This window comes from Cellulomonas aerilata (assembly GCF_007991755.1).
In the GTDB taxonomy this organism is placed as follows: Bacteria; Actinomycetota; Actinomycetes; order Actinomycetales; family Cellulomonadaceae; genus Pengzhenrongella; species Pengzhenrongella aerilata.
This window is the reverse complement of record NZ_BJYY01000010.1, coordinates 129,738-142,063: the sequence shown is the minus strand read 5'-3', so window position 1 is coordinate 142,063 and position 12,326 is coordinate 129,738. Positions and strand designations below refer to the sequence as shown.

The 12,326-nt window shown below is 74.4% G+C and carries 9 protein-coding genes; 2 read left to right on the top strand and 7 right to left on the bottom strand.

Annotated features, from left to right (window positions below):
- Positions 1-1,182, top strand: a 1,182-nt coding sequence (locus CAE01nite_RS06670) for an HNH endonuclease signature motif containing protein (protein ID WP_146901787.1), incomplete at its 5' end; no start/stop codon positions are given.
- 306 nt (positions 1,183-1,488) lie between these two features.
- Here the strand turns inward: CAE01nite_RS06670 and treZ are convergent.
- From treZ to CAE01nite_RS06635, 7 genes are all read right to left on the bottom strand, one after another.
- A complete protein-coding gene (treZ, locus tag CAE01nite_RS06665; protein ID WP_146901784.1) occupies positions 1,489-3,306 on the bottom strand; it encodes a malto-oligosyltrehalose trehalohydrolase in 1,818 nt (605 codons plus the stop codon).
- 1 nt (position 3,307) lies between these two features.
- Positions 3,308-5,842 (bottom strand): malto-oligosyltrehalose synthase, encoded by a 2,535-nt coding sequence (gene treY, locus CAE01nite_RS06660; protein WP_146901780.1) that lies wholly within the window; start codon positions 5,840-5,842, stop codon positions 3,308-3,310.
- Positions 5,839-8,055: a glycogen debranching protein GlgX gene (gene glgX, locus CAE01nite_RS06655; protein ID WP_146901777.1), complete on the bottom strand. Its 2,217-nt coding sequence runs from the start codon at positions 8,053-8,055 to the stop codon at positions 5,839-5,841. The genes treY and glgX overlap by 4 nt, the downstream gene beginning before the upstream one ends.
- Positions 8,056-8,178: 123 nt before the next feature.
- Positions 8,179-8,694 (bottom strand): metallophosphoesterase family protein, encoded by a 516-nt coding sequence (locus CAE01nite_RS06650; RefSeq protein WP_246131047.1) that lies wholly within the window; start codon positions 8,692-8,694, stop codon positions 8,179-8,181.
- On the bottom strand, positions 8,691-9,719 hold the full coding sequence (locus CAE01nite_RS06645) for an NAD(P)/FAD-dependent oxidoreductase (protein ID WP_146901774.1): 1,029 nt from the start codon (positions 9,717-9,719) through the stop codon (positions 8,691-8,693). The genes CAE01nite_RS06650 and CAE01nite_RS06645 overlap by 4 nt, the downstream gene beginning before the upstream one ends.
- A gap of 7 nt (positions 9,720-9,726) precedes the next feature.
- Entirely contained in the window at positions 9,727-10,257 is a 531-nt protein-coding gene (locus tag CAE01nite_RS06640) for an isoprenylcysteine carboxyl methyltransferase family protein (protein WP_371862887.1), read from the bottom strand.
- 3 nt (positions 10,258-10,260) lie between these two features.
- Entirely contained in the window at positions 10,261-11,340 is a 1,080-nt protein-coding gene (locus tag CAE01nite_RS06635) for a type III polyketide synthase (RefSeq protein ID WP_146901771.1), read from the bottom strand.
- Positions 11,341-11,416: 76 nt separating this feature from the next.
- Between CAE01nite_RS06635 and CAE01nite_RS06630 the strand changes: the two genes are divergently transcribed.
- Positions 11,417-12,253 (top strand): UbiA family prenyltransferase, encoded by an 837-nt coding sequence (locus tag CAE01nite_RS06630; protein WP_246131046.1) that lies wholly within the window; start codon positions 11,417-11,419, stop codon positions 12,251-12,253.
- Positions 12,254-12,326: the final 73 nt, after the last annotated feature.

Genomic DNA, 12,326 nt, shown 5'->3' with positions numbered 1-12,326 from the left:
ATGCTGGCGGTGGTCGAGGCGGACGGGATCTGGTCGGTCGAGTCCCGGTCGCTGGTCCGGTGGGCCGCACGCCGGCTGGACGTCAGCGTCCGCACCGCCCAGGCGCAGGTGCGCCTGGGCCGGACCTTGCGTGACGACCTCCCGCTGACCTCCGCGGCGGCCGCGGCCGGGGAGATCGGGGTGGAGCACGCGCACGTGCTCGCCGCCCTGGCACCCACCACCGAACGTCGCCGCGAGGCGCTGAGCAGCCCCGATGTCGAGTGCAACGAGGCGTGGCTGGTCCGGCAGGCCAAGCTCAACACCGTCGACGACCTGCGCACCGTTGTCCGGCACTGGGCCGCGGCGGCGGACACCGAGGCGGACGACCGCGGGTACGTGCAGGCGTGCGAGCGTCAGCACCTGCAGGTCTCCCCAACGCTGGGCGGGTACCACGTGCAGGGGTTCCTGACCGTGGATGTGGGGCAGGCGCTAGTGACGGCACTCGAGGCCGTCACTCCCGTCCCCGCCGCGGGCGACACCACCACCGCGGATCAGCGGCGCGCACGAGCGGTCGGGGTGCTGGCGAACCTGGTACTGGACAAGGGACTGGCCGGTGAGGGACGCGCGTCGCGGCTCCGGCTCAACGTGCTGGTGTCCTACGAGACGCTGCAGGCCGTCACCGAGCGAGCGATCGCCCGGCAGGACGGGCTCCCACTCCCGGGGCTGGCGCCAGCAACGACGGCGCAATCGGCGCCGGAACTGACCGCGAAGACCGTGCTGCATGGCCCGCAGTTCGAGGACGGCACTCCGGTCCCTCGCATTCTGCTGGACCGGCTGGCGTGCGACGGAGAGCTGAACCGGGTGATATTCGGGCCGCAATCCGAGATCCTCGACGTGGGCCGGGCGGAACGGACGTTCACCCGGGCCAGGCGGAATGCGATCATCGCCCGCGACCGGCATTGCCGGTTCCCCGGGTGCAGCGCACCACCGACGTTGTCCGAATGTCACCACGTCGAACACTGGGCGCGTGACCACGGCAGCACCAGCGTGGACAACGGGATCCTGCTGTGCTGGCACCACCACGGGCATGTCCATGCGCGCGGGATCGAGATCCACCGCCAGGGTGCCCGGTGGGTGTTCACCGACGCGGCCGGGCGCGAGCTGCCGAGCCCTCACCTCGGTGACGGGGACGACTGCGCCTGAGCCGGCCCGCAGCCCCCGTCAGCTCCGGTCGGCCCCGCAGGCTCCAGCGCCACGCATCGGGCCCGGGCCGCGCGGCCGACGACGGTCCACGCATCCCGTGCGCCCGGTCCCGCCACGCGCTGCGCGGAGTCTGGGGCGCCGGGTCCTCGGTGACCTGCCCGGCCGCCGCGGGCGCCGCCCGCCACGGGCGCCACAGGCGCCGCCCCGGCCGCGGCGCTGCCCGAGACGAGCCGCGCGCCCGGTCCCGTATCGGGACCGGGCGTGCCGGGTCGTGCGTCGTGCCGGGTCGTGCGGGGACTGCTGCCGTCAGACCGCTCCGGCGTGCCGTCCGGCCAGGATGGCGACGGAGCGAGCCGGCATGCGCACGGTGTCCCCGTCGACCTCCACCGGCTCCCACTCGGCGAGCACGCCGAGGTCCGCGGCACCCGGGACGGGGACAGCGACGGGCTGCTCGGCGAGGTTCACCACGACCTGCACGTCGCCCCGGGTCACCACGACCCAGGACCGGAACCCGGTCCGGGCGTCGGGGTCCGCGCCGGTGTCCCAGGTCACCGAGGTGGCGGCCAGGTCGCCGGAGCCGAGGTCGGCGACCCCCGACCGGAGCGCGATGAGGCGCCGGTACCAGGCCAGCATCCGCGCGTGGTGCGGCTCGCTGAGGTCGTCCCACACGAGCGTGCTCGTCCGGACCGTGGCCGGGTCCTGCGGGTCGGGGACGTCGAGCTCTCCGTCGACGGCCTCGTCGGGGTGCATCTCGGCCCAGCCGTGCCCGGAGAACTCCTCGGTGCGGCCCTTGCGAACCGCCTCGGCGAGGTCGGGGTCCTGGTGGTCCGTGAAGTACTGGAACGGCGTCGTCGTGCCCCACTCCTGGCCCATGAAGAGCATCGGCGTGTACGGCGAGGTGAGCACCAGCGCGGCGGAGACCGCCAGCGTCCCGGCGTCCAGCCGGGTCGAGGGCCGGTCGCCCAGCGCGCGGTTGCCGACCTGGTCGTGGTCCTGGTCGAAGACGACGAACCGGCGTGCGTCGGTCCCCGCCGGCACCGGCGCCCCCCACGTCCGGCCACGGAACGCGGAGTACTCGCCGTCGTGCAGGAAGACCCGGGTGAGGACCTTCGCGAGCACCTCGGGGGAGCCGAAGTCGGCGTAGTAGCCCTGCCGCTCCCCGGTGAGGAACGTGTGCACGGCGTGGTGGACGTCGTCCGCCCACTGCGCGGTCATGCCCTGGCCGCCGTCGGCGGTCGGGGTCACCATCGCGGCGTCGTTGAGGTCCGACTCCGCGATGAGGCTCAGCGGCCGCCCCACCTCGGCGGACAGCGCCGTGACCTCGTCGGCGAGCTCGGCCAGGATGTGCCGGGGCGAGTCGTCCACCAGGGCGTGCACCGCGTCCAGGCGCAGCGCGTCGAGGTGGAACTCCCGCAGCCACCGCACCGCGTTGTCGCAGATGAAGCGGCGCATGCCCTCCGCGCCGGGCCCGTCGAGGTTGACCGCGCGACCCCACGGGGTCTCGTGGGCCTCCGTGAAGTACGGGCCGAACGTGTCCAGGTAGTTCCCGGCCGGGCCGAGGTGGTTGTAGACGACGTCCAGGCACACCGCCAGGCCCCGGGAGTGCGCCTCGTCGACGAACCGCTGCAGCGCAGCCGGGCCGCCGTAGGCCTCGTGGACGGCGTAGAGGTCGACGCCGTCGTACCCCCAGCCGTGCTGACCGTCGAACGCCGCGACCGGCATCAGCTCGACCATGCCGACACCGAGGTCCACGAGGTGGTCGAGCCGGGCGACGGCCGAGTCCAGCGTCCCCCCGGGCGTGAACGTGCCCAGGTGCAGCTCGTAGACGACGCAGTCGCGGACGTCGCGGCCCTGAAAGCCCGCGTCGGACCAGGTGTGCTGCGCGGTGTCGAACGCGCGGCTCGGCCCGTGCACGCCGTGGGGCTGCCAGGCGCTGCGCGGGTCAGGGCGCGGGTCGCTGCCGTCGACGGAGTACGCGTAGTCCTCGCCGTGGGCGAGCTCGGCCTCCCCGGCGGGCGGCGCCCACCACCCGTCGGCGCCCTTGACCAGCGGCACCCGGCGATCGGACGCAGGCAGGACGAGGTCGACGGCCCCGGCGTCCGGGGCCCACACGGTCGCGCGCATCTCAGGCCTCCTCGTGACGGACGAACAGGGCCACCGGGAGCTTCTCCAGCAGCGGGGCGATGGGCTGCACGCCGCCGTCGACCACGCGGCCCGACAGGACGTCGCGCCACCGGCCCTCGGGCAGCGCCACGGTGTGGCCGGCCCAGCCGCCGAGGCGGTCCAGGCCGATCGCCAGGCGCGTGGCCAGGGTGACGACCTGCGGGGCGCCGTCGTCGGTGCGGGTGAACGCGAACAGGTGACCGGTGGACGCCGCCAGCGGCACGTAGCCCGCGTGCGCGCCGACGAACGTCCCGGGCAGGTCCCGGCGCACCCGCAGGGCGCGTGAGGTGACCAGCAGCTTCTCGTCCGCCAGGTCGCTCGGGTTCGCCCCCTGGTCGAGCCGCTCGAGGCGGTCGGCCAGGACCGTGTGGTCGATGTACCGACGGTTGTCGGGGTCGACGAGGGTCAGCTGAGGCACCTCGGTGCCCTGGTAGACGTCGGCGACGCCCGGCAGCGTGAGCTGGACGAGCTTGGTGCCCAGGGTCGCGGCGCGCACGCCCGCCGACGCCCGCTGCACCCACTCCTCGAACAGCGCCACGACCGCGGGGTCGGCGATCGCGCGGGTCGCCAGGTCGATCACGGCGGACTCGTAGGCCTCGTCCGGGGCGGTCCACTGCGTGCGGCTCTTGGCCTCGCGCATCGCCTTGAGCAGGTACTGCTCGAGCCGCTCGGCCTCGATCGGCCCGTGCTCGGACCACGTGCCGGCCAGCGTCTGCCAGACGATGTTCTCGGTGCGCCCGTCCACCAGGGTGGTGCGGTAGGCACCGGTGGCGGCGCGCAGGTCGTCGACCAGCCTCGACCACTCGACCGGCAGCTCGGACAGCACGCCCAGGCGGGCCCGGGTGTCCTCGCCGCGCTTGGTGTCGTGCGTGGACAGGGTCGTCATGCCGACCGGGGTCTGCCACTGCGCGCGCGCCGCGAAGTGGTGGAACTCCTCGGGGCTGAACGCGAACTGCGCCGGCTCGCCGCCGACCTCGCAGAGCCCGATGTCGTGCGTCCAGCGGTAGAACGCGGTGTCCTCCACGCCCTTGGCCATGACGGCTCCGCAGGTCTGCTGGAACCGCACCACGAGCTCGTCCCGGCGACGCCCGCGGGTCAGACCCGCACTGCCGGCCTCGCGACCCAGCAGCAGGTCGACGAGCACCTCGAGGGTCTCCTGCCGGTCCGCCGAGAGGCGCCCGCGGGCGATCCGGGCGGCTGCCAGCATCGCCTCGACGCTGTCGCGGTGCACCTCCTCGCCGGGGACGACGTAGGCGCGGTACCGGTCGAACGCGACCAGCAGCTCGATCAGGCAGTGCTCCAGGGCGCGCCAGGTGTGGTCGCGCAGGCGCAGGTCGTCGCGGCAGATGCCCGCGGCGAGCTCGGTGAGGCGGTGCACCTCGGCGTACAGGGCGCCGTCGACGATCTCGCGCTTGGCGGCGTCGACCAGGTGCGGCAGCTCGTCGGGGGTGTCCCCGGCGATCCGGTGCATCACCGCGGCCAGCGGGGAGGCGCCGCCCGGGTCGACGAACGTGGACTGCAGGCGCCACAGCGCCTCGTAGCCCGTGGTGCCGACGGTGTCCCAGTCGGCCGGCAGCTCCTCCTCGCCGGCCAGGATCTTCTCGACCGCCACCCACGCACCGCCGGACTTCTCGTTCAGCCGGGCCAGGTAGCCGGTGGGGTCCGCCAGGCCGTCCGGGTGGTCGATGCGCAGGCCGTCGAACGTGCCGTCCTCGACGAGCTCGAGGATGAGCGCGTGGCTGGCGTCGAACACCTCCGGGTCCTCGACCCGGATCGCGGCGAGCGTGCCGACGTCGAAGAACCGGCGGTAGTTGAGCTCCTCGTCCGCGACCCGCCAGAACGCCAGCCGGTAGTGCTGGCGGTTGACGAGCTCGGACAGCGGCAGCGCCACCGTGTCGGCGCGCACGGGGAAGACGTGGTCGAAGTACCGCAGCACGTCGACCTCGCCGGCGTCCTCGTGGCCGGGGACGACCATGCGCTCCAGCGTGAGGTCGCCGCTGGCGATGACGGCGCCGATCCGGTCCCCGAGCACCGGCATCAGCAGCGCGCCGTCGCCGGCGGACCAGTCCACGTCGAACCAGTTGGCGTACGGCGACTCGGCGCCCTCCGCCAGCACGGACCACAGCTCGCGGTTGTGCCACGCGGGGGTGGGCACGGCCATGTGGTTCGGGACGATGTCGACGATCATCCCGAGCCCGCGCTCGTCGGCGGCCGCCCGCAGGCGGGCCAGCGCCTCGCGCCCGCCGAGCACCGGCGAGATCTCGCTGTGGTCGACGACGTCGTAGCCGTGCGTGGAGCCCGGTGCCGCGGTCAGCACGGGCGACAGGTACAGGTGCGTGACACCCAGGTCCGCTAGGTACGGGACCCGCTCCACGACGTCGTCGAGGGTGAGGTCCGCGCCCAGCTGCAGGCGGTAGGTGGAGACCGGGACAGGGCGCCCGGGGGCCGGCCGGCGGCGGGACGAACCCGCGTGGCCGGCCTCGGTGGTGAGGGTCATCGGGTGTGCGTCTCTCCGGTCTTGGTGCGGGCCCGGGTGCGCGCCGCAGCCTTGCCGGCGGCGACGGGGGTGGCGGGCTCGTCGGTCGCGGCCTGCGCGACGCCACCAGCCGGACGGGTCAGCACGACGGTGCTGCGCCCGGTCACGGAGATGGTCTCGCCGGCCTTGGCCTCCTGCAGCGGGTCCAGGTTGTGGTCGGTGTCCAGCACGCACGTCCACAGCTGGCCGAACTCGGCCCCGGGCATCGTGAATTCGACGTCCTCGTGGCTGGCGTTGTAGAGCAGCAGGAAGCTGTCGTCGACGATCGTCTCGCCGCGGCTGCCGGGCTCGCCGATGGCCTCGCCGTTGAGGAAGACCATGACGGCCCGGGCGAAGTCCTGGTGCCACGCCTCGGGGAGCATGTGCTCGCCGGCCGGGTTGAACCAGGCGATGTCGCGCAGGTCGGACTCGCCGCCGTGGTCGGCCGCGCCGGCGAAGAACCGGCGGCGGCGCAGCACGGGGTGGTCGCGGCGCAGGTGGATGACCCGGCGGGTGAACTCCAGCAGCTCCGAGCGGCGCTGGTCGAGGTCCCAGTCGACCCAGGCCAGCTCGTTGTCCTGGCAGTAGACGTTGTTGTTGCCCTGCTGCGTGCGGGCGATCTCGTCGCCGTGCAGCAGCATCGGCACGCCCTGCGACAGCAGCAGGGTCACCAGGAAGTTGCGCTGCTGGCGCGTGCGCAGCTCGAGGATCTCCTCGTCGTCCGTCTCGCCCTCGACGCCGCAGTTCCAGGACCGGTTGTGGCTCTCGCCGTCCATGTTGTCCTCGCCGTTGGCCTCGTTGCGCTTCTCGTTGTACGAGGTGAGGTCGGCGAGGGTGAACCCGTCGTGGGCGGTGACGAAGTTGACCGAGGCGATCGGCTTGCGGCCGGTGTGCTCGTAGAGGTCGGACGAGCCGGCGACGCGGCTGGCGAACTCGGCCAGGGTGGCCGGCTCACCGCGCCAGAAGTCGCGGACGGTGTCGCGGTACTTGCCGTTCCACTCGCTCCACAGGGGCGGGAACCCGCCGACCTGGTAGCCGCCGTCGCCGACGTCCCACGGCTCGGCGATGAGCTTGACCTGGGAGATGACCGGGTCCTGCTGGACGATGTCGAAGAACGCCGACAGGCGGTCGACCTCGTGGAACTGGCGGGCCAGGGTGGCGGCGAGGTCGAACCGGAAGCCGTCGACGTGCATCTCGGTGACCCAGTAGCGCAGCGAGTCCATGATGAGCTGCAGCACGTGCGGGCTGCGCATGAGCAGCGAGTTGCCGGTGCCGGTGGTGTCGAAGTAGTGCGCCTGGTCGGTGTCCACCAGGCGGTAGTAGGCGGCGTTGTCGATGCCGCGGAACGAGAGCGTCGGGCCCATGTGGTTGCCCTCAGCGGTGTGGTTGTAGACCACGTCGAGGATGACCTCGATGTCCGCCTCGTGCAGCGCCTTGACCATCGACTTGAACTCCTGCACCTGCTGACCCGGGCCGCCGTAGGCGGCGTAGGCGTTGTGCGGCGCGAAGAACCCGATGGTGTTGTAGCCCCAGTAGTTCGACAGGCCCTTCTCGACCAGGTGAGGGTCGTTGACGAACTGGTGCACCGGCATGAGCTCGACGGCGGTGATCCCGAGGGACTTGAGGTGGTCGACGATCGCCGGGTGCGCCATGCCGGAGTAGGTGCCGCGCAGCTCCGCGGGCAGGTCCGGGTGCAGCTCGGTCAGACCCTTGACGTGCGCCTCGTAGATGACCGACTCGTGGTACTGGTGCTGCGGCGGGCGGTCGTGGCCCCAGTCGAAGTAGGGGTTGACGACGACCGACGTCATCGTGTGCGCGGCGGAGTCGTCGTCGTTGCGCTTGTCCGGCTTGCCGAACTCGTAGGAGAACAGCGACTGGTGCCCGTCGATCTGCCCGTCGATGGCCTTGGCGTACGGGTCGAGCAGCAGCTTGTTCGGGTTGCAGCGGTGGCCTCGGGCCGGGTCGTACGGGCCGTGCACGCGGTACCCGTACCGCTGGCCCGGCTGGGCGGCGGGCAGGTACCCGTGCCACACGAAGGCGTCGACCTCGGGGAGGTCGACGCGGGTCTCCATGCCCAGCTCGTCGATGAGGCACAGCTCGATGCGTTCCGCGACCTCCGAGAAGATCGCGAAGTTGGTCCCGGTCCCGTCGTAGGTAGCGCCGAGCGGGTAGGGACGTCCAGGCCAGATCTGCATGAGCACAGGGTGCCAGGGGAGCCCGGGTGTCCGCGCGGCGAAGTGGCCGAACGCGACCAACGGCACAGGCCGGCCCCGGCGGCCGTCCGACAGGTGGACGCAGCAGGTCAGGTGGACGCGGCGTCAGCGCACGGGCAGCCGGTGCAGGACGACGTCGCCGAGCCGGCCCCCGGATGCGGTGGCGGTCACGTACGTGCAGGTCGGCTGGCGGCGGCGGTCGGTGGGGGAGCCGGGGTTGAGCAGCCGCATCCCGGCCGGCGTGGTGCTGTCCCACGGGATGTGGCTGTGCCCGAACACCAGCAGGTCCAGCCCCGGGTGCGCGGCGTCGCACCGCGCCTCGCGGCCGGCGGCCTGGCCGGTCTCGTGCACGACGCCGACCCGCAGGCCGCCGAGCTCCGCGTGCGCCACCAGCGGCAGGCGGGAGCGCAGCGCGGGCCCGTCGTTGTTGCCGTAGCAGGCCACCAGGCGGGTCGAGCGCGCCTCGAGCGCGTCCAGGAGCGCGATGTCGACCCAGTCCCCGGCGTGCACGACGACGTCGGCCGCGTCGACGGCGGACCAGACGGCGTCGGGGAGGTCCCGGGCCCGCCGCGGCACGTGGGTGTCGGCGAGCAGCAGCAGGCGCAGCGCCTCGGGCGTCACCGGGCGAGCCGTTCCACGACCGCGCCGAACAGCGCGGGCACGTGCGTGGCCAGCGGGACGATGCCCCCGCGTGCCGGCGACGTGGCGGCCGCGATCAGCCCGGTCGTCAGGTGCCGGTAGTCGCGGGTGGAGGCCGCCCACGCGTGCTCGTACCGGGCCGCCGGGGCGTCCAGGGTCGCGACGGCGGCCGCGGCCTGCGCCAGCCCGACGCGCAGGCCCTCGCCGGTGAGCGCGTCGACGTACCCCGAGGCGTCCCCGACCAGCCGGACCCGGCCCCGTGTCCGGGCGGACGTCCGCTGCCGCAGCGGGCCGGCGCCGCGCACCGGGGCGTCCGGCTCGGCGCCGTCCAGGTGCGCGGCCAGGTCGGGGAAGGTCGCCAGGGTGGCGGTGAAGTCCGTGCGGGGCGGGCCGAGCAGCGCGACGCCCACCAGGCCGTCGTCGACCGGCGTCACGTACGCCTCCGTCGCCCGCCCCCAGTGCACCTCCACGACGTCGGTCCACGGGGCGACGCGGAAGTGGCGCCGTACGCCGTACCGGCGCGGCCCGTGCGCGGCCGTCTCCAGGCCGGCCAGCCGCCGGACGGTGGAGTGCAGGCCGTCGCACCCGAACAGCCACCGGGCGCGCAGACCGGCAGCGGTGACCGACTCCCGGTCCTGCACGAGGCCCGTGACCCGGTCGCTGACGCGCTCCACCCCGAGCTCGTCCGCGCGGGCCGCGAGCGCCGCGTGCAGGGTCGTGCGGCGCACGCCCAGACCGGTGCTGGCGCGGAAGCGGTGCGTGACGCGCCGCCGGGCGTCCTGGTAGCGGATCCCGGCCAGCGGGTGCCCGTGCGGGTGGACGCCCAGCCGGGCGAGCGCGGTCACCGCGCCGGGCATCAGGCCCTCGCCGCACGCCTTGTCGACCGGCCCGTCGCGGGGCTCGACGACGACCGCACGCAGGCCGGCCAGCGTCGCCTCGATCGCGGCGGCCAGGCCGACCGGCCCGCCGCCGACGACCAGCACGTCGGCGTCGAACCGGGCGCTCACGGGGTCCTCACGGGCGCGGCCCGGCCGCCAGGGTGTCCAGGGCGCGCTCCTCGGTGGGGATCCGGAACCGCAGCAGCAGGACGGCGTTGAGCACCGTGAACGCCAGCGCGGTGACCCACGCGGTGTGGACGAGCGGCAGGGCGATGCCCTCCACGACCACGGCGACGTAGTTCGGGTGGCTCAGCCACCGGTACGGGCCGCGGCTGACCAGCGGCGCACCGGGGACGACGATGACCCGGGTGTTCCACTGCTTGCCCAGGGTCGCGATGCACCACCAGCGCAGCGCCTGGCTGCCGACGGCGAGCGCCAGCGCGGTCCAGCCCAGGGCCGGCAGGAACGGGCGGTCGGCCAGGTGCGCCTCGGCCAGGCACGCGACCAGCAGCGCGGTGTGCAGCGCGACCATCGGGGGGTAGTGACCGCGGCCGAGCTCGACGCCGCCGCGCTCGAACGCCCACCGGGCGTGCCGGGTCGCCACCACCAGCTCGGCGAGCCGCTCCAGCGCCACCGCGGCGATGACGAGGTCGAAGAGGAGCAGCACGCCTCAGTCCTCCGGCCAGCTCAGCAGGACGAGCTCGGCGCAGATGCCCGGGCCCATCGCGAACAGCACCCCGGTCCCGCCGGGCGGTGCGGTGCCCGCCGCCAGGGTGTCCGCGAGCACGTGCAGGACCGCCGACGACGACAGGTTGCCCACCCGGTCCAGCGACTGACGGCTCAGCTGCAGGTCGTGCGCCTCGAGGCCGAGGGTCCGCTGCACCGCCTCCAGCACGCGGGGGCCACCGGTGTGCGCGACCCAGGTGTCGACGTCGGCCGGCGCCAGGCCGTGCGCCTCCAGCAGGCGCTCGACGTCCTCGCCCAGGTGGCGCTCGACGACGTCGGCCAGGCTCGCGGACAGCACGATCCGGAACCCCGTCCCGCCGACGTCCCAGCCGAGCAGGCCCTCGGTGTCGGGGTACAGGCGGCTGGCCGTGCCGACGACGTCGGGCCCGGTCAGGCCGCCGGCCGCGGCCCGCCGGTCGCCGACCATGACGACCGCGGCCGCGCCGTCGCCGAACAGCCCGCTGGAGACGAGGTTGGCCATCGAGTCGTCGTCGCGCTGCAGGGTCAGCGAGCACAGCTCGACGGACACCAGCACCGCGACGTCGTCCGGGTGGCCGAGGAGGTAGTCGTGCACGCGGGCGATGCCGGCCGCCCCGGCCACGCAGCCCAGGCCGAACACCGGGACCCGCCGGACGTCGGAGCGCATGCCCAGGCGCGGCACGAGCAGGGCGTCCAGCGACGGCGCCGAGATCCCGGTGACGGAGGTGAAGAAGATGTGGTCGATGTCCTCCGGGACCAGGCCGGACACCTTGAGCGCGTCCCGGACCGCCTGCTCGGCGAGGTCCAGCCCGACCGAGATGAACAGGTCGTTGGCCTGCCCGAACGTGGTCAGGTCGCGGTACCGCTCGAGCGGCATCGCCAGGTGCCGGGTGCTGACCCCGGCCGCGGCGTGCAGCCGCTCCAGCACCGCCCGCCGCGGGGACGCCGCGTCCGGCGTGATGAGCGGCGCGAGCTCCGCCGTGATCTCGTCCTGGGTGTACGCGTACGGAGGCAGGGCGGGGGCGACCGCAGCGATGCGCGACATCCCGGCATCGTGCCACGGCGTCCTGGGAGGGGCCGGTACGTTCGGCCGCGGGTGGCACGGCGACGAGGGGGCGGGTGTGGCGGTCGGACGGACGGCGCGCGCGCTGGCGATGGCGTGCCACCCCGGCCCGGCGGTCGCGGTGACGCTGTTCGCCGCCGCCCTCGCGGCCGGCGTCGGCGGGTCCCCGTGGACGACCGCCGGGGTGGCGGCCGCCGTGCTGGCCGGGCAGCTGTCGGTGGGCTGGTCCAACGACTGGATCGACGCCGGGCGCGACGTCGCCGTCGGCCGCACCGACAAGCCGGTGGCCACCGGTGCGGTGCCCGCCGCCACCGTGGGCGGGGCCGCCGCGGTCGCGGCGCTCGCGTGCGCGGGCCTGTCCTTCGCGCTGGGGTGGCGCGCCGGGCTCACGCACGTGGCCGCGGTCGCGGTGGCGTGGGCGTACAACGCGCGGCTCAAGGGCTCGGTGTGGTCGTGGCTGCCCTACGCGGTGTCGTTCTCGCTGCTGGCGTGCGTGGTGACGCTCGCGCTGCCGGGCCGGTCGGTGCCGCCGGGGTGGGCGGTCGCGGCGGCCGGGCTGCTGGGTGTCGGGGCGCACCTGGCGAACGTCCTGCCGGACCTGGAGGACGACGCCGCCACCGGGGTGCGCGGCCTGCCGCACCGGCTCGGACGCACCCGCACCAGCCTGCTCGCCCCGGTGGTGCTGCTCGTCGCGACCGCCTCGGTGGTCGCCGGGCCGCCCGGCCCGCCGGCGGCCGGGGCGTGGGCCGGCGGCGCGCTGGCCGCGGTGCTCGCGCTCGCGGCCGTCGTCGTCGCGCTGCGCCGCACCCGCAGCCGTGTCCCGTTCACGGCCGCCATCGCGGTGGCGGCCGTCGACGTCGTGCTGCTCGTGGCGGCGTCCGGCTCCCTGGTGTGAGCCCTGGGCCGTCCCGGGCGGGAGGCCCTGGCGTCCCGGGCAGGAGGCCCCGACCGTCCCAGGCAGGAGGCCG

What these genes read in the sequence shown, in the direction of transcription:
- treZ (WP_146901784.1), bottom strand. Translation starts at nt 3,306, where the DNA reads ATGCGCGCGACCGTGTGGGCCCCGGACGCCGGGGCCGTCGACCTCGTC.
- treY (WP_146901780.1), bottom strand. Translation starts at nt 5,842, where the DNA reads ATGACCCTCACCACCGAGGCCGGCCACGCGGGTTCGTCCCGCCGCCGG.
- glgX (WP_146901777.1), bottom strand. Translation starts at nt 8,055, where the DNA reads ATGCAGATCTGGCCTGGACGTCCCTACCCGCTCGGCGCTACCTACGAC.
- CAE01nite_RS06635 (WP_146901771.1), bottom strand. Translation starts at nt 11,340, where the DNA reads ATGTCGCGCATCGCTGCGGTCGCCCCCGCCCTGCCTCCGTACGCGTAC.